Source organism: Microcystis sp. M179S2 (genome assembly GCF_020245805.1).
Classification (GTDB): domain Bacteria; phylum Cyanobacteriota; class Cyanobacteriia; order Cyanobacteriales; family Microcystaceae; genus Microcystis; species Microcystis aeruginosa.
On record NZ_JADBUE010000079.1, the window covers coordinates 12,313 to 29,630 of the forward strand.

Genomic DNA, 17,318 nt, shown 5'->3' on the forward strand with positions numbered 1-17,318 from the left:
GTGGGTAAGTTATCAGTTATCAGTTTTTGGTTTTTGGTTTTTGGTTTTTGGTATTTTCTTGGCAGGTTTTTAGAATAGCCCAAAGCATTTTACCAATTTCCTCCGCATCATCATTGATACTTTGAAAGGCTCTTTCCTCTATGTAATTCGTGTCTTTCAATAGAGACAGCCAATACTTTGTTTCTAGACATTCCTTATAAGCTATTGACATTTTAGCTCGAAAATCAGCTTGAGAAATAGCTCCATTAGCCTCGGCAATGTTAGCCCCGATTGAAGTGCCACTCCTTAATAGCTGTTTTGACAAAACATATTCTTGTTTAGTCTCACACAAATATTTATAGCCTTTAACAATCCTAAGGGCAAATTTATAAGCTTTATCATAAACTTTACTCTCCATCTGTTTGCCCCGCTACCGATCACTGATCACTGATTACTGATTACTGATAACTGTTTACTGATTACTGATTACTGATCGCTGATTGCTGTAATTTTGTCGCCATCACCGAGATAGGCTGCCCCTTTGACCACAATGCGATCGCCCGCTTGTAAACCGGTGAGAATTTCCACGCGATTATTCGGCATAATTTGACCTAATTGCACAGTTTTGGCGGTAACGGTGTTATCAGGTTGAACTAAATAAACTAGAGCTTGATTATCTTTTTGGGGTAAAACTGCGGTCATGGGGACGGTTAAACTGTTGCTAGTATTCGTCACGATCGCACCTCGTAAAAACATCCCCGGTTTTAATCCTGTATTGTCGGTTAAATCGACTTTAACCGTTGCTTGACGGGATGCCTCATCGACGATGGGATTAATTTCGCGCACCTGTCCCGATAGTTTCAGACTGGTATTAGCATCGGAAGTGATAGTAACGGGCGCTCCGACGCGGATTAAGGGCAATTGATTCTCAGGAACCCGCAATCTTAGCTCTAAACGCCCATTTTCGATGATTTTAAAGAGAGCATTTTGACCGTTGGTGGTATCCCCGATGCGGCCATTTCTTTCGGCAATTTTGCCACTGACCGGAGAAATCAGGCGCGTCTCGTTTAATTGGGCGTTAACAATGGCTAAACGGCTTTGAGCCTCCGCTAATTGGGCTGTAGCTTGGGCGATCACTTCGGGACGATTGCCCGCTTGCAATTGTGCCAGTTGCTGCTCTGCTTCTCCTAAACGGGATTGGGTCTGTTGTACGATCGCCGCTTGCTTTCTTTCTTCATTGAGGACTTCATCGAGACGATCCCGGGCGATCGCTCCTTCCGCTTCTAAACTTTGGTTTCTCTGGACGCGTTTTTTGGCCAAATCCCAATCCGATTGAGCTTGACTAATTTCGGCTTTTATGCGTTGAATAGTTTGTTTAGCTCCAGCGATCTCCTCTTTACGGCTCCCCGCTTGCAATTCTGCCAAACGCGCCCGGGATTGGGCGACATTTGCCTGTGCTTGGGTTAATTGCGCTTGTAGGACGGTATCATCGAGACGAGCCAAAATTTGACCTTGGCTGACCCTATCCCCTTCATCCACAAAGATTTCTTTGATTTGTAGTCCCGTCGCTTGGGAAAGAATCGGGATTAATTCATCGGCTGCCACGCTTCCAGTCGCTTTCAAGGTGCGGGCCACGGGAGTAAATTGTACCCTAGTGGTGGTTACTGTTTGTGCTGGTGCTTCATTTTTTGCCGCTACGGCCTGAGTATTGGGGTTTTGGGCTGTTTGGGGTCGATTAGCGAAACGAGTCGCCCCTAGGGTCAATAAAACCCCCAATCCCACACCGATAAATAAACCCTTTCCTCCCGATAGCCAAGAGTTGGTTTTTGTCGGTTTTGGCGAGTATTCGGTTTTCTCTGGCTCAATTTCGGGTTTAAATGCGATTTCTTCGGGAACTAGCGAATTATCGGCTGAATGCTGGTTATTTTCTAGGGTATCTGGCCGCACGGTCTGCCCTCTCGGTAGATTCTGGATAAAATGTTAAGTTTTGTATCCATTTATAATCTAACGGAAAAAGGTCGCGGGTGGGGAAAGTGAGAAAGTGGACTTACTGTAAAAATCCCAAATTGTCGTGGTTGGTGAGGATTCAGTAGGCAGTAGTCAGGAGACAGTAGGCAGTAGTCAGGAGACTCCGAGACAGGAGACAGGAGAATTAAGAATGAGTAATAATCAATTAAATGGTTTATTTAGAGATTTTATGCCAGTTAATCTGGCTCTCCCCTACTTGTGGTCATAAGAAAAAGTTATGAAAAAGTCAGAGATCCAAATTTTCTTGGCCCATGCCAGTGAGGACAAACCAGCAGTTTTGGCACTGTATGACCGCCTCAAGCAAGCGGGATATAAACCTTGGTTGGATGAAAAAGACCTGATTCCGGGTCAAATTTGGCGAGATGAAATTCCGAAAGCGATTAAAGCTAGTCAGATTTTTCTCGCCTGTCTGTCAGCGAAATCGGCTAATAAGCAGGGATACATCCAACGGGAGTTGAGGATTGCACTTGATACCTTGGGAGAGATGCTACCGGGGACAATTTTTTTTATTCCCATGAGGTTAGAAGAATGCGAAATTCCTGATCTGCGAAGTGCAGAAGTTGGCTTGAAGCTGCGAGATATTCACCGGCTTGATTATTGGAAAGAAGACGGATTTGAGCAACTAGAAAGAGCAATTACCCATCAGTTCAATCCTGAACCAGAAGAACCAAAACAACCCGTAATCGTCACTCCACCGTTATCAGTATTTAACTTTGAGGTGGTGGGAGTAAATGCGAAGGGTGAGCAAATTAACAAAGAGTCGAAACAGTCCCAATATTTCAGGGAAGATTTGGGCAAAGGCATCACCTTAGAAATGGTCGCCATTCCGGGGGGAACTTTCCTGATGGGAACAGAAGATGAGGAAATCGAAAGACTGGTTAAAAAATTTAATTGGGAAAGATTTAGAAGGGAAAGACCACAACATGAAGTAACTGTCCCACCCTTCTTTATGGGTAAATACCCCATCACCCAAGCTCAGTGGAAAGCGATCGCCTCTCGCACGGATTTAAAAGTTAAACAAGACCTTGATTTCAAGCCAGCCTATTTTAAAGATCCCCCCAAACCCCCCTTAAAAAGGGGGGCTTCCGATTCCCCCCCTTTTGAAGGGGGGGCTAGGGGGGGATCGCCCACGCACTGGGATAGACCCGTGGAACAAGTCAACTGGTACGATGCCGTCGAGTTCTGCGCGAGATTATCTAAACTAACGGGAGGGGAATACCGACTACCGAGTGAAGCGGAATGGGAATACGCTTGTCGTGCTGGAACCACCACCCCGTTTTACTTTGGGGAAACCATTACGGGGGAATTGGCTAACTACAATGCCAGTAATACCTACGCCGATGAACCGAACGGAGAATATCGAAACGAAACGACTCCCGTGGGACAGTTTCCCCCCAATGCCTTTGGACTGTATGATATGCACGGCAATGTCTGGGAGTGGTGCGCCGATACTTGGCATGATAATTATGATGGTGCGCCGACGGATGGCAGTGTCTGGACAGAAAATGGGAATAATAATCGTTCTTCTCTGCGGGGCGGTTCTTGGTACGACAATCCGAATTTCTGCCGTTCTGCTTCCCTCAACGGCAGCGACCGCCGCGGCTTCAGCTTCAACGACTACGGTTTTCGGGTGGTGTGCGGTGCTGGGAGGACTTTGTAGCAGAAAAGAATTTAACTTAGTGTCAACAGACTTTTAAAAATTAGGTGGGCATTGCCCACCCTAATCTTAGGATGGCGGTTTGTAGGTAGAAGCAACGGATAATTCTTTTAATTGCTTCGCTGCCACTGTTGAAGGTGCAGAAGTGAGTAAACAACTAGCTTGCTGGGTTTTCGGGAAAGCAATCACATCGCGAATTGATTCTTCCCCCGCTAACAACATCACCAAGCGATCTAAACCGTAGGCGATGCCACCGTGGGGAGGGGTTCCGTATTCAAAAGCTTCTAACAAAAAGCCGAATTTATTATAGGCTTCCTCTGGGGATAGACCGATGGTGGCGAAGACTTTTTCCTGTACTTCCCGTTGATAGATCCGCAAACTGCCGCCACCGATTTCAATACCATTAAAAATCATATCGTAGGCTAGGGCGCGAGCGTGGGCTAGATCGTCTAAATCTTCGGGATTGGGGGCAGTAAAGGGGTGATGCAATGCTTCTAGGCGTTTTTCCTCGGCGTTGTATTCAAACATCGGGAAATCCGTCACCCAGAGGAGGTTGATTTTATCAGGATCAATTAATCCCAATTGTTCCCCTAAAACTAAGCGTAGGCGGGATAGGGATTTATTGACTGTATCGGTATCTCCCGCCCCAAATAAGAGCAGATGCCCCGGTTTTGCGCCAGTCTTCTCGATTAAAGCCTGTTTTTGTGCCTCTGTCAGGTTATCTTTAATCGCACCAATGGTATCAAAATCGTAGTCCTCGCGCACGCGGATGTAGGCGATTCCCTTCGCCCCCGCGTCGGTGGCTTCTTTGAATAAATCCCCACCCGGTTTGATTCTGACGTTAGAAATCGCCTCGTTACCGTTGGGAATCGGTAAAACTTTCACCGTCCCACCACTAGCGATCGCACCTGAAAACACCTTAAATCCCGAATCGGCAAAAATCTCCGCCACATTGACCAATTCCAAGCCAAAACGGGTATCGGGGCGATCGATCCCATAGCGATCCATAGCCTCAGAATATGTTAAACGGGGCAGGGGCAGGCTTATATCGATATTTTTGACTTTTTTGAAGATATGAGCAATCAAAGCCTCATTGAGGGCTAAAATCTCAGGTAAGGAGAGAAAACTCATCTCCATATCCAACTGAGTAAATTCCGGTTGACGATCAGCGCGCAGATCTTCATCCCGGAAACAGCGGGCGATTTGATAGTAGCGATCCATTCCCGACACCATTAATAATTGCTTAAATAGTTGCGGTGATTGGGGTAAAGCGTACCATTGGCCCGGGTTGACACGGGAAGGAACCAGATAATCCCGCGCCCCTTCGGGAGTCGATCGAGTCAAAATTGGCGTTTCCACTTCGATAAAATGCTGTTCATCTTCGAGAAAACGGCGCATTTCCTTGACAACTTGGTGACGTAGTTGTAAATTCTGACTCATACGCTCCCGGCGTAGGTCTAGATAGCGGTATCGCAAGCGCACATCTTCCCGGACCGATTCACTTTCGGAACTGGAGACGACAAAAGGCAGTTGTTTAGTAACCCCGTTGAGAATCTCGATGCTAGTGGCGTAAATTTCGATTTCTCCGGTGGCAATGCGCGGGTTAAGGGATTCGGTAGGCCTTTGACTGACTGTTCCCGTCACCTTGAGGACATACTCGTTTCTGACGGTTTCAGCGATCGGGTAGGAAGCGGGGGTTCGTTGGGGATCACTGACGATCTGGACAATACCACTGCGATCCCGTAGATCAATAAAAATAACGCCACCGTGATCGCGACGGCGATCGACCCAACCGAAGAGGGTGACACTTTTTTCAATTTCGATCGCGCTAAGGTCGCCACAGTAGTGAGTTCGCATAGTCTAACTAGAGAATTACTTATATTACGAATGTAGTATAGAAAGGATGTGGCCAGAAAAAAATCAGACGGCCTTGTTCATTATGCCGGTATTTTGTCGCTTTTGTCCTCTTGTTTAGGGTATTTTTATGGTTTCCTAAGTAGCTGGTTTTAATTAAATTGAAGATAGATTTTGGGTTCGATCCCCCCTGCCCCCCTTGATAAGGGGGGATCGGCACCCCCTTAATCCCTCCTGAATAAGAGGGCATCTGACAATTTTTAACACCTACTTAGTCCTCAGCCATCGGCTTTTCGCGGATCGGCTATAATCAACAAGGCTGATCTAGCAGTTACCGATTGTGAACGATTAAAATCATGAATTCCTTAGAAAAAAAAATGGTGGAACTGTTAAGAGAACTCAGGGAAGATCACCATGTTTCAGGGGTAAAAGCGGAATTCGAGACGGAAGGAACCCGACTGACGGAAGCGATGCGGTTGAAAGAAATTAGTCTGAAAGCGGGGGTAGATTTTAATCTGAAAATCGCCGGTTGCGAAGCGATCAGAGATATCTTTGATGCGGTTAATTTAGGAGTCGATCGCTTGATTGCTCCCATGGTAGAAACAGCCTATGCTTTACAAAAATATCTGCGGGCAGCTAGGAGGGTTTTAGCTGATCAAGGGGTGGAAGATGTGGAGTTATTAGTTAATATCGAAACGATTACTGCCTGTGAGAATTTTCAGGAAATGTTGGCGATTCCAGAGATAAAATCTCTCCATGGTATCGTGATCGGACGCATGGATTTAGCCTGTTCTTTGGGATTAACTCGCCAGGATGTGAATAGCGAGCAAGTTTTGGCTCTGGCTTTACCTTTGGCAAAAAAAGCTAAGGCTGCCGGTTTGACTGTTGCTATTGGGGGTGGGGTGTCACTGCATTCTTTACCGTTTTTCAAAATGTTCTGCCAAGGACATTTTGACCGCTTCGAGACGCGCAAAGTTATCTTTGATTGTCCCCAAGCTTTGGATAATTTTGGTTTAGCTTTGCCCAAGGCGATCGAGTTTGAATTACTCTGGCTAGAGAATAAAAAAAATTATTATGGTGCTATTGTTCGTGAAGATGACCAGCGTTTAGCAATCCTCCATGATTTACTTTTTGGGTAATGATTCGGTAGTAGTGCCGTAGCCCTGTTGCTTACCTAGTATGAATTGTGTAAAATATTCAGGGCTTGCTTAGTAAATCTAAAAACCTTGTTGGATCAGATTTTTAGGCTTTTTTGAAATCCAAAAGTGCCAGGGATTGGATCGTTCGGGGGGGAAATTGGCTCTCTTATTCTTGGTGTGATCAGTTTAACTTATAACGTAAGTACCTAAGCAAAATTAATTACACATATCTAACCACCTCTTGCCTCTTGCCTCTTGCCTCTTGCTTATCTTCACTAGGAAATTAATTTTGCACGACTACTTAGGGACTTGCGTAGGAATAATATCCCAGCCAGAAAATCGCTCTGTAGAAGAACCAGACCAGCCAGATGGTACATTATCAAAGCGCAAGTCCCTTATCGCTCTTCTGGGAGTCTGGCAAAAGTCTTAGAGTCTCTAAACTCTAGCTCTCTTATGGGGTAAGCCTTCAAGCTATCGCTAACTAACAGAAACCCGAAATTTGAGTTTTTATTAGAAAAAAAGTTAGCGATCACTTGTCAAGCAAGGGTTTCAGAATCTGGATTCGGTCAGGGATTTCCGAAAGTCCCAGAAGAGCGTTATATAGGAGTGATCAATCTTTGTGTCCTCTGTGTCTCTGTGGTTCCTTCCACACCCCCGCCCCCACCAACCAACTTTTTGCCGCAAACCCTAGATAGTTAACAGTTTCCCATCCCCAGTAGCTAATCTGGAGACTTTTCTCGCAGCACATCTGGTACATTTTGTCAAAAAAACTTTTTCGTTTTAACATAAGTACACATATTTTTGGCAAAAGATCTTTTTCGTCAGAGGAGCAATTGGCAAGTTTTTCCTGGGGACGAATTAGTCATCCTAGACTGGGTAAGGGTTTCAAGGCACAAGGACTAAAAATGCACAGAGTAACCCAATTCTTAGATCCTAGCAGCAGGCTGTAACTATTGCAATCTCGTTGACAAATAGGAATTTTTCTCAATTATTTTTTAAGAAAAGTAAAGATGAAGGAATGTAAATTTAAATCTTCTCAAGTATATTGGGATTTTGATAAATTTTGCTTATGTAAATTAACCCTTAGCATTTAGCTTCTGAGAGCAGTTATCTTATTGGTGAAGTACAAAGTTGTTGTTTTGGCAAGTCTCCGAGCAAGGAGACGATGCCAAATCCAGTTATAATTCATCTTGATCAGAAACGCTATATTTTTCAGTGTAATTGTCAATTTCCTTTTTATTATCAATCTAGCTGATGGCTGACGGCTAATAGCTTTCTTTTTCCTCCGTCACCAGAGTAATACCTGTCCATTCTCCCTTCTCGTTATAAGAACGAATTAAGCGCTGTCTTTGAGTAGGAGAAAGTAACCAACCCACCTCTAAAACAAAACGATGACCGGCAGTAATTTTCAGAGGTGTATTACAGGAGGCTCCATCGGGCAGCAGCAGGATTTGAATCGGCAGCGGACCATTTTCAAACAACAATCTTTGTCCCTCAATCCGAGCGCTAGAAGTAATTTGACTATCACCAAAAGTCAAAGTTTGCGAGAGATAATTATCCCCCTGACGCTCGATCGATACATGGGTAGAATAGGCAGGAGAATTATAAAAATCCCGTCCCGTTGTCACCGCTTGTCCCCGCCATTGACCCAGTAATTGCTCCACCGTTAACATCGGTCTTTCTGGTGACTGAGAATCAACTAACTTTTCCCGAATTAAAGTCAAGCGATCGAACTCACAGCGCTCATTAAATAACTGTACGATTCTTAATCGTCTTTCCCCAGAGATTAACCCAAATTCTGCTCCGAATTGTGAGGAAAAACTACTAAAATATAGAGAACCTTGGCAAAAAGCTCCCGTCTGGCTAAATAGAATACCCTGATGGAGAGAACTATACTCTAAAATCAAATCTTCTGGCGCTTGATCGCTGTAGAGACGGCGGACCAATTGACGAATCGATCGATTATTATTAATGCCTTGCAAAGATACCAAAGTCGGGGTATCTTCGATCAGATCGCCTTGGGGAGACAGACGGGTAAAAGAACCTTGCCATTGACCGAGATTTTTTAGTAAACATTCCCACTGGGAGAGCATAATAATTGAAGTAATTGGGGGAAATAGGACAAAATACATGGGAACAATTCGATTAATGCACGCCAAACTTCATCGAGTGCGCGTCAGCGAGGCTAACGTCGATTATGTCGGCAGTATCACTATCGATCGAGAATTGATTGAGCGGGTCGGCATTTTGCCGCTTGAAGAGGTGGATGTGGTCAATCTTAGCAATGGTAAGCGCTTTTCCACCTACGTTTTTCCGGGCCAAACCGGGGAAATTTGCCCCAACGGTGGTGCGGCTCTGCTCTGTCAACCAGGAGATATTTTGATTATCTATGCCTACGAACAACGTCCAAGGCAAGAAGTTCTCGAAAACGGTCATTTTGCCAAAGTTCTCGTCGCTGATGCTGAAAATCGCTGTCAGCAATTTTTTGAACAGAGCCTAATTCCCCGGGGTGATGGTCGGGGAGTGGAATTCTATAGCCAAGAATGCTGATTCTTGTCCTCAATTTGTTAACTTTCCCGTCATAATAAGAATAAGTAATGTAAATTTTCTTAGAATCAGCCCCCATGCGTGTAATTCTCATGACCGGTAAAGGAGGCGTGGGTAAAACCTCCGTCGCCGCCGCTACAGGACTCCGCTGCGCCGAACTTGGCTATAAAACCCTAGTTCTTAGCACCGATCCCGCTCACTCTCTCGCTGACAGTTTCGATCTCGAATTAGGTCACGATCCTCGTTTGGTACGTCCCCATCTTTGGGGGGCAGAATTAGACGCACTAATGGAATTGGAAGGCAACTGGGGCGCAGTAAAACGTTACATTACTCAGGTATTGCAAGCTAGGGGTTTAGATGGAGTGCAAGCGGAAGAATTAGCGATTTTACCCGGAATGGATGAGATTTTCGGCTTAGTTCGCATGAAACGCCACTACGATGAGGGTACTTATGATGTGTTGATTATCGATTCCGCACCCACGGGTACAGCCTTACGATTGCTGAGTTTGCCAGAAGTGGGCGGTTGGTACATGAGAAGATTTTACAAACCTTTACAGGGAATGTCGGTGGCATTGCGACCACTGGTGGAACCCTTTTTTCGACCGATCGCCGGTTTTTCCCTACCGGACAAGGAAGTTATGGACGCTCCCTACGAGTTTTATGAGCAGATCGAGGCTTTAGAAAAGGTTTTGACCGATAATACTCAAACCTCGGTACGTTTGGTGACAAACCCCGAAAAAATGGTGATTAAGGAGTCTTTACGCGCCCATGCCTATCTAAGTCTCTATAATGTTTCCACCGATTTGATTATTGCTAATCGGATTATTCCCGACAAAGTAACCGATCCCTTCTTTGCTCGTTGGAAAGAAAATCAACAGGGTTATAAACAGGAAATTTACGATAATTTTCATCCTTTACCGGTTAAAGAAGTTCCTCTCTACTCCGAAGAAATGTGTGGTTTACCCGCTTTGGAAAGACTGAAAGAAACTCTTTTTGCTGGGGAAGATCCGACGAAAGTTTATTACAAAGAAAACACTATTCGGGTAGTTCAACAGGAAAATAATTACAGTCTGGAATTATATTTACCCGGCATACCCAAGGAACAAATACAACTCAATAAAACTGGAGATGAGTTAAATATTCGCATCGGTAATCACCGTCGTAATTTAGTCTTACCCCAAGCTTTAGCAGCCCTGAAACCTTCCGGAGCAAAAATGGAAGATGATTACCTGAAAATCTCTTTTAGCAACGTGGTGAAAGTGTAATTTCCCTAGATTGGGTGGGAAGCTTTTCAGTGATCAGTAATCAGTAATCAGTGAACTGAAAAATAACATCTGATCCTAAATCTGGTTATTAAAGACTGATTATTTATTCCCTTTTTTGCATGAGTGCATGAGTAGAAAACGGGTTTCTCCGAGAAACCCGTTTTCTGTGCGTTGCTCAACGGATTTAGTATGATAACTGATAGCTGTCTCCCATCAACCCTCTCGACTGGGAAATTAATTTTGCACGACTACTTAGGGTTTGCGGCAAAAAGTAGGGGCGAAGCATTCGGATAGAAAATCTACGGTTTCAGCGATAGGTTATTGCCCGAATGCTTCGCCCTGACAGGACTTGAAAATCTGGCAGCTCCTTCGCCAAAAACGACCCCATCACCCCATCACCAGACAATTGACTTTTTCAGCCAACCTTACTGATGATTTTCCCAGAAAAATCAAGAGAGCCATCTTTTTTCTAACCATGCCAGGACACTTTCAACATCTGCCACTTTTTCTCCTTCAGGTACGGGTGGACGTTGCACCATGACCACAGTTATTCCCAACTCTCTAGCGGCGATAATTTTGGCGTAGGTGGCATCACCGCCGCTATTTTTACTCACGATCGCCCCAATCTTATATTCTTGTAAAAGAGAGCGCTCTGACTGCAAGGAAAAAGGCCCCCGTTCCAATAATAATTTTCCAACCGGTACGATGGCATCTGGTTCCGGAGGGTCAATCATCCGCATCAAAAACCAGATATTGTTTAAATGTCCATAACTTGCCAGTTCTTGCCGACCAATAGTGAGAAATATCCGCGGCGCTAACCCGGGTAAAATATTCGCCGCAGCTTGATTGTTTTCTACTTCAATCCAATTATCTCCAGATACTTTTTCCCAAGCTGGACGTCTTAACATTAATCGAGGAATACCACAATACAAGGCGGCTTGAGCGGCATTAAAGGAAATTTGTGCGGCAAAGGGATGGGTGGCATCAATTAAACAATCAATGCCTTCTTGGCGCAGATAATTGGCTAACCCGGTGGCACCACCAAACCCCCCCCGGCGAGAAGGAGTTGTGAGAGTAATCGGTTCTCTCGTGCGACCTGCCAAAGAAGCGATGGCATCTATACCCGGAATTGCCGCAATTTTAGCCGCTAATGCCGCCGCTTCCCCCGTTCCCCCTAAAATCAGCACTCTTTTATTTTTAGTCATCTAGCAATTGCCAAAAGGTTAACTAATTTTCCATCTTCCTATCTTGCCTTGCAAAGGAAAGATATTGGGGGGTTACACAAGAGCTAGAACCTCTGGAAATGCGTTACAAGGGAGATCCTTGCAACGAGGTAATCTAAACATATTGACTTTCGCTGTATAATGCAAATACAGTCTATCAACTCTCTACTTGCGCTTAGAAATTAGTTGAAGGCTTACCCGATAAGAGAGCTAGAGTTTAGAGACTGTAAGACTTTTGCTAGAGTTCTAGAAGAGGGCTAAAAAAATAGCAAACTAAGAAAATTTTTCCTTTGCTACTTTTGCCGTGAACAACTATGTTAAAGAAAGTCAATTCTCTGCGATCGCTATCCTGTTTCCTCGCTATAATCCTCTGGAGTAGTCCTCTCGGGATTAACTCTAGCCTCGCTGTCAATGATAATTGTCAACTCTCCGAATCGGAAATCAAACAACAAGAAAATCTGCGTCAAACTTCCCCCCAAGAATATAACATTTTAGTACAGAAATATGCTGAACAATTGCGCTTTTGTCGTTCCCGACACTGGTTACAGGAACAGGCAATCTGGTTGCGTCTCTACTCCTGTGATACCCGTCCCGGAGCGATAGAAAGTATCCTCGATCGCATCGTGGCCAAAGGTTATAATATAGTTTATCTGGAAGTTTTTGCCGATGGTCAAGTCTTATTACCTCCTAACAATAATCCCACGGTTTGGGATAGCGTGATTAAAAATCCGGGTGCCGGAAATGTGGATTTATTAGCACAGGCGATCAAACAGGGACATAAACGCGGTTTAAAGGTGTACGCTTGGTTATTTAGCCTCAATTTTGGCTATGCTTATAGCTTAAAACCCGAGCGACAGGAGGTGTTAGCACGCAATGGTAAAGGACAGGATAGCACCTCTTTTGTCGATGATCGATCCCAAACTTTTGTCGATCCCTACAGCAATCAAGCGCGACAGGATTATTTAATTCTCCTAGAAGCCATTTTACAACGTCGTCCCGATGGAGTTTTATTTGATTATATTCGCTATCCCAGAGGAACAGGAGTCGATTCCGTGGCTGATAATGTCCAAGATTTATGGATTTTTAGTCCGGCATCCCGACAAGCTTTAATTAATCGAGGATTGAATAATAAGGGCAAATTTTTAATCGATCGCTATCTGACTCGCGGCCAAATTTCCCCCCATGATATCGTCGAAGCAGATCGCCTTTATCCCCAAGAAACTGCCCCTCTTTGGCAGGGTAGAATCCCCTTAGAAGAGGAGATGAAACAATCAGTTCAAAGTCGTTTTGATCGCCTCAAATTAGAACTTTGGTTCCTAGCGGTTGCCCATGCTGCCCAGGGTGTAATTGATTATATTAGTTATTTTTCTGCCCTAGTGGAACGTCAGGGAATTCCCGCCGGGGCAGTGTTTTTTCCTGATGGAAATCGTCTTGTGGGTAATCAAGGTTTTGATTCCCGTTTACAAGCTTGGGATAGTTTTCCCGCTTCCCTAGAATGGCATCCTATGTCCTACGCTAATTGTAACGATACCACCTGTGTGGTTAATCAGATCAAAAGAGTAGTGGCAAGCAGGGGAAATCAAACTCCTGTTATCCCAGCTTTAGCGGGTTTATGGGGACAACCCTATAACAATCGTCCCTCCTTAGAAGTGCAAATGGAAGCGATTCGCCTAGCCTTTCCCACCATAGATAGTATCAGTCATTTTGCTTTTTCTTGGCAAGAACCACAATTCGATCGAGCCAGAAGATTTTGTCATAAGTAACCGCATTTACACCTCCACTTTCACTTCCTCTGTCTCTGTTTTTTCCTGTAGTGGGGGAACTATCAAAGGCGGCAGTTCCGATCCGGGGGTGTTGAGAGTCGGTGTAATATCGACGTAGTTAATCACCGCCCCTAAAATTTTCACTTCCGCTTCTGTTAACTGGTCAGTTGCTTCACTCAAGAGACTAGAACGAGTTATCGCCTGGCGCGTTACCAGAATAATCCCGTCCGCTAGTTCTTCTAAGAGCAGCGCATCATTACAGCTAGACAGAGAAGGAGTATCCACAATCACCAGATCGAAACGGCCGCGAGAATCTTTGAGAATTAATTGTAATTCGCTCGATTCAATGATAGCTGCCGCTTGTTTTTGCGGACCGGGACTAGGCAAAATGGAAAGGTTTTCTATATTTGGGGCCAGCCGGATCGATTTACTTTTTGCCCCGTAGTAAAGTAGGGGTTCTCGGAAAGAATTGGGATCGGGAGTGACTCCGATTTCTTCGGCCTTAGAGGGACTTCTCAGATCTCCTTCGACTAACAGAGTCCGTCGGCCCGCTAAAGATGCTGCAATCGCCAGATTATAGGCAGTGGCGGTTTTCCCCTCTCCGCCAGTAATGCTGGTGACAACAACCACTTTCACCGTTTCGCCGCCGCCCACAAGTCGCAGGGTACTGCGTAAACGTTCGTAGTAGGGGAGATAATTGGCATTAGCATCGGCGAGAATCGGCTCGATTTCCTCGCCCTCTAAATTCCGCACAATCGGCAATTGTCCTAAGACTAGTATATCCCGACTAACCAAAGCTTCCCGCAATTCTTGGGGACTGTGCAGGCGATCATCGATCACTGCTAACAGGAGAATCGTACCCAATCCGGCTAAAGTTCCCAACCCAGCACCCACCAAGAGAATCAAGGTACGATTCTTGCGGTTAAACACCTGTTCGATCGGTTGAGCCACTGGCGTTTGGGCGACGGTGAGACTACCCACGGTTTCCGCTTCTGCAGCCTGAGCATCCACCAGAGCATTGAGAATATTCTCGTAGATACCCCGTTGAAAGGCGACGGCTTGGGTTAAACGAGCTTGCTGTAGCTGTTTATCGGGGAATTTCTCGTATTGGGAGCGTAATTGCTGTTCCTGAGTCACTAAGGATTCTAATTGTTTCATTAAACCCTCGCGCTGGGTTTGCAGGGTGACTAATTGAGCCGCTAGTTGTTGACGGGTGGCATCGAGATTACTTTGCTGACGGATGCGACTGCTGGGAAGATCGGTCAGGATGCCATCTTTTCCGATCACCTCGGCGGCTCTTTTTTGTAAGAGAGATTCGTTAACTTGCTGTTGTTTGCGTAATTTAACTACGGTGGGATGTTCGGGACGTAAATCCTTCTGTAGTCGCTCCAATTGGGCTTCCGTGTCCAAGATCTGCGCTCGGATACTGGCAATAATCGGGTCGGCACTAAGGGCCGAGGAGGTGTAAGCTTGATCGGGGGTTAAATCGAGTTGTTCACTCAGACTATTAATCTGTCCTTGAATGCCTTGCAGTTCTAGGCGAATTTCTCGCTGTTGCTGTTGACTACTGGTGATCGCGGTGAATAAACTCCCATCTTGAATCGCCAATAAATCTGAACCCTGGGTACTAATGTAGCGATAAAACTTTTCTTCGGCTCTGGTTAAATCTTTTTGGACTTCGTTAAGTCGGACACTGAGAGCTTCTATGCGGGCCCGTAACTGGGAAGTATTCAGCCAGCGACTGTATTCCACCATTTCCTTCATCAAGGTTTCGAGAATTAACTCCGCCTTGGCCTGGGAGTCGGCCGTTAACTCTAAAAGTATTTCTTGGGGTTGGTCGGTTCCTGTAGATCGATTGCTATTATTTTTTTGTCCCTCCGCTTCACCGGGGAAGGTGATTTTCAAATCTCGATCGCGAATTTTAACGATCTGTTCCTGATTAAATTGCAGTTTTTTGGCGGCATTGACCAATACCCGGGGAGACAGCAGTAAATCGCGGTCAATAGCCCGCCCTTGTTCTTGCAGTTGGGTTCCTGTACTGGTAAAAGCCGGCGGCGGCACCCGGTAGGCCAATTGTCCCACCGCCCGATAAAAGGTGGGGGGTTTCTCAGGATCGGGTAGGAGAGCAAAGATCACAGAACCACCTAAACAGACCAGGAAGACGAATATTCCCACAAATTTGTTCTGATCTAGCGAGATGAGAAATCGTTTAACAATTGGTAGAGCCATAGCTTTTTAATATATTCCCAGATTCTTTACATTTTAGCGGTCAAGAGTGATTCTCGCCCTTGAAATCCTAGCTTATGAAGTTGTGTTAAGGAGTGAAGGGAGCAAGTTGCCCCTCAATTATTGGAAGTTATTGAATTGATTGCTAAGGTTGAGAATTGTATTGGTAAAATTGGAAATATCCCGAATGGGTTGGGTAATGATATTAAAAGCGGCGAAAATTTCCCCTAATAGGGTGCGGGTAACGATAATTACGTCTTGATCTTCTAAGGGAACATTTTGGGAGATATCTCCCCTAACTGCCGCTATCGGACTCAAAGTTTGACTAACAATTCCCCCTTTGGCACTATCAAAACGTAGCAGAGACACTTCATTGACATTAATCCGCAGGCGATCGGAAACCGGTAAACTAGCCACCACATCGATGAAGGTGCTGCCATTGGGAATCGAAACATTTCTCAGGGCAATTCCCGAAGGAACTAAGGGAGCTAAAACCCTGACAGTGATATTCTGCTGGGTGAGGGTGGTTCTCGCCACCAGTGTGCGATTATATCCCGTTTCTTGGCCCACTTCTAACTTGGAAACAATCACGGCATCGCCCCCTTGCAGACGCATATCTGGCAAGCGTTCCCCTTTAATTAAGGGAGTATAAAGGTCAAGTTTCTCCTCTAATACTGTACCATCGACTAAAACCCGACGGACAACGATCGAACGCAGATCGGCTCTGGGAGTGCCACCCCCCGCCGCCAAAAGTACCTGCGCTAGGGGAGTATTAGGAGCGATACTATAAAACCCCGGTCGCTGTACCTCTCCCAGAATGGTTAACTGGACGGGACGGGCAGTGGTTAAAACCGCAATCACTTCCGGTTCCTCCCGCAAGTATTTTCGCCCCAATTCGAGGCGGATTTTAGTTTGCACTTCGTCTAAAGTCAAGCCCAGCACAGGAATACGCCCTAAAATCGGCACCAGAAAATTACCATCGGGATCCACCGGCCCCGTGGAATTAAATTCGGGAAAATCGGGAACCGAGACAGTAATTTGATCGCCGATATCGAGTCGATAGGCCTGAATTTGTCGGGATTGGCGATTATTAGGAGAGTAAACCGGTGGACTGTAGCCGGTAGGGGGAATCGTGTTTTCAGGAAAGGTGGGATTAGGGGGTTGGGGGGGCAAAAATTCCAACCCGGCCCCCGGTTGAGTCTGGGGTATGGACAAAGGCCCCTGGGCCTTGAGTCTCTCGGAGTCAATTACCCACAAGAACCCTGTCAGACCCAACCCTGATAAGGCTATGGCCCCAGTTCTGAATAAACTAACTGGCAAAAACTTGTTGAGCATTGGTGGAATCATCGAAAATTTGGGTCTGAAACCCCGCCGTTTTACGGCGGCTTTACCGTTAAATACTAGCGCATTTAGACGATATATTCTAGAATGTGAGGCATGGAAAAAGCCTATTCGTTTCGATTTTACCCCACACCAACACAAGAGTCGCTATTGCGGCGCACATTGGGCTGTGTAAGATTAGTTTACAATAAAGCTCTCCACGAACGAACACAAGCAGGGTATGAAAGACAAGAAAGAGTAGGATATGCTGAAACTTCTTCAATGCTAACCGATTGGAAAAAACAAGAAGAATTAGA

At 45.4% G+C, this 17,318-nt stretch carries 14 protein-coding genes; 7 read left to right on the forward strand and 7 right to left on the reverse strand.

Features of this window, described 5'->3' with window-relative positions; translation table 11 throughout:
• Positions 1-19 precede the first annotated feature (19 nt).
• Together IM500_RS04495 and IM500_RS04500 are read right to left on the reverse strand one after the other, a co-directional pair.
• Positions 20-397: a four helix bundle protein gene (locus IM500_RS04495; RefSeq protein WP_287737813.1), complete on the reverse strand. Its 378-nt coding sequence runs from the start codon at positions 395-397 to the stop codon at positions 20-22.
• A 68-nt stretch (positions 398-465) separates the two neighbouring features.
• The gene (locus IM500_RS04500; protein ID WP_190722872.1) at positions 466-1,926 is read right to left on the reverse strand and encodes an efflux RND transporter periplasmic adaptor subunit; all 1,461 of its coding nucleotides are present in this window, start codon (positions 1,924-1,926) and stop codon (positions 466-468) included.
• A gap of 124 nt (positions 1,927-2,050) precedes the next feature.
• On the opposite strand from IM500_RS04500, the gene IM500_RS04505 reads away from it, so the two are divergent.
• Positions 2,051-2,215 (forward strand): hypothetical protein, encoded by a 165-nt coding sequence (locus tag IM500_RS04505; protein WP_002796947.1) that lies wholly within the window; start codon positions 2,051-2,053, stop codon positions 2,213-2,215.
• 9 nt (positions 2,216-2,224) lie between these two features.
• Positions 2,225-3,667, forward strand: a complete 1,443-nt coding sequence (locus IM500_RS04510; protein ID WP_287737814.1) for an SUMF1/EgtB/PvdO family nonheme iron enzyme — start codon at positions 2,225-2,227, stop codon at positions 3,665-3,667.
• 66 nt (positions 3,668-3,733) lie between these two features.
• Here IM500_RS04510 and aspS read toward each other — a convergent pair whose 3' ends face one another.
• Complete coding sequence (gene aspS / locus IM500_RS04515; RefSeq protein ID WP_190722870.1) at positions 3,734-5,521, reverse strand: aspartate--tRNA ligase; 1,788 nt, start codon at positions 5,519-5,521, stop codon at positions 3,734-3,736.
• A 353-nt stretch (positions 5,522-5,874) separates the two neighbouring features.
• Here aspS and IM500_RS04520 point away from each other — a divergent pair, with 353 nt between their 5' ends.
• Positions 5,875-6,657 carry an aldolase/citrate lyase family protein gene (locus IM500_RS04520; RefSeq protein WP_287737815.1) on the forward strand — a complete coding sequence of 261 codons (783 nt, stop codon included), beginning with the start codon at positions 5,875-5,877 and terminating at the stop codon, positions 6,655-6,657.
• A 1,265-nt stretch (positions 6,658-7,922) separates the two neighbouring features.
• Here IM500_RS04520 and IM500_RS04525 read toward each other — a convergent pair.
• Positions 7,923-8,750, reverse strand: a complete 828-nt coding sequence (locus tag IM500_RS04525; protein WP_190722879.1) for a DUF3598 family protein — start codon at positions 8,748-8,750, stop codon at positions 7,923-7,925.
• Positions 8,751-8,787: 37 nt separating this feature from the next.
• Here IM500_RS04525 and panD point away from each other — a divergent pair, with 37 nt between their 5' ends.
• Positions 8,788-9,207, forward strand: coding sequence for an aspartate 1-decarboxylase (gene panD / locus IM500_RS04530; protein WP_052277873.1), 420 nt, complete (start codon positions 8,788-8,790; stop codon positions 9,205-9,207).
• Between the two features lie 74 nt (positions 9,208-9,281).
• Entirely contained in the window at positions 9,282-10,469 is a 1,188-nt protein-coding gene (locus IM500_RS04535) for a TRC40/GET3/ArsA family transport-energizing ATPase (protein WP_190722868.1), read from the forward strand.
• 449 nt (positions 10,470-10,918) lie between these two features.
• Here the strand turns inward: IM500_RS04535 and IM500_RS04540 are convergent, their stop codons facing one another.
• Complete coding sequence (locus IM500_RS04540) at positions 10,919-11,674, reverse strand: cobalt-precorrin-6A reductase (RefSeq protein WP_190722867.1); 756 nt, start codon at positions 11,672-11,674, stop codon at positions 10,919-10,921.
• Between the two features lie 332 nt (positions 11,675-12,006).
• Between IM500_RS04540 and IM500_RS04545 the strand changes: the two genes are divergently transcribed.
• A complete protein-coding gene (locus tag IM500_RS04545) occupies positions 12,007-13,455 on the forward strand; it encodes a family 10 glycosylhydrolase (protein ID WP_287737816.1) in 1,449 nt (482 codons plus the stop codon).
• A gap of 6 nt (positions 13,456-13,461) precedes the next feature.
• Here the strand turns inward: IM500_RS04545 and IM500_RS04550 are convergent, their stop codons facing one another.
• Positions 13,462-15,684, reverse strand: coding sequence for a GumC family protein (locus IM500_RS04550; RefSeq protein ID WP_190722865.1), 2,223 nt, complete (start codon positions 15,682-15,684; stop codon positions 13,462-13,464).
• 117 nt (positions 15,685-15,801) lie between these two features.
• The gene (locus tag IM500_RS04555) at positions 15,802-17,016 is read right to left on the reverse strand and encodes a polysaccharide biosynthesis/export family protein (RefSeq protein WP_190722864.1); all 1,215 of its coding nucleotides are present in this window, start codon (positions 17,014-17,016) and stop codon (positions 15,802-15,804) included.
• Between the two features lie 102 nt (positions 17,017-17,118).
• On the opposite strand from IM500_RS04555, the gene IM500_RS04560 reads away from it, so the two are divergent.
• Positions 17,119-17,318 (forward strand): helix-turn-helix domain-containing protein (locus tag IM500_RS04560; RefSeq protein ID WP_287737819.1); only part of this gene is annotated, 200 nt, incomplete at its 3' end.

Coding starts and splice junctions, on each gene's coding strand:
- IM500_RS04495 (WP_287737813.1), bottom strand. CDS start 397: ATGGAGAGTAAAGTTTATGATAAAGCTTATAAATTTGCCCTTAGGATT.
- IM500_RS04510 (WP_287737814.1), top strand. CDS start 2,225: ATGAAAAAGTCAGAGATCCAAATTTTCTTGGCCCATGCCAGTGAGGAC.
- aspS (WP_190722870.1), bottom strand. CDS start 5,521: ATGCGAACTCACTACTGTGGCGACCTTAGCGCGATCGAAATTGAAAAA.
- IM500_RS04520 (WP_287737815.1), top strand. CDS start 5,875: ATGAATTCCTTAGAAAAAAAAATGGTGGAACTGTTAAGAGAACTCAGG.
- IM500_RS04525 (WP_190722879.1), bottom strand. CDS start 8,750: ATGCTCTCCCAGTGGGAATGTTTACTAAAAAATCTCGGTCAATGGCAA.
- panD (WP_052277873.1), top strand. CDS start 8,788: ATGGGAACAATTCGATTAATGCACGCCAAACTTCATCGAGTGCGCGTC.
- IM500_RS04535 (WP_190722868.1), top strand. CDS start 9,282: ATGCGTGTAATTCTCATGACCGGTAAAGGAGGCGTGGGTAAAACCTCC.
- IM500_RS04540 (WP_190722867.1), bottom strand. CDS start 11,674: ATGACTAAAAATAAAAGAGTGCTGATTTTAGGGGGAACGGGGGAAGCG.
- IM500_RS04545 (WP_287737816.1), top strand. CDS start 12,007: ATGTTAAAGAAAGTCAATTCTCTGCGATCGCTATCCTGTTTCCTCGCT.
- IM500_RS04550 (WP_190722865.1), bottom strand. CDS start 15,684: ATGGCTCTACCAATTGTTAAACGATTTCTCATCTCGCTAGATCAGAAC.
- IM500_RS04555 (WP_190722864.1), bottom strand. CDS start 17,016: ATGCTCAACAAGTTTTTGCCAGTTAGTTTATTCAGAACTGGGGCCATA.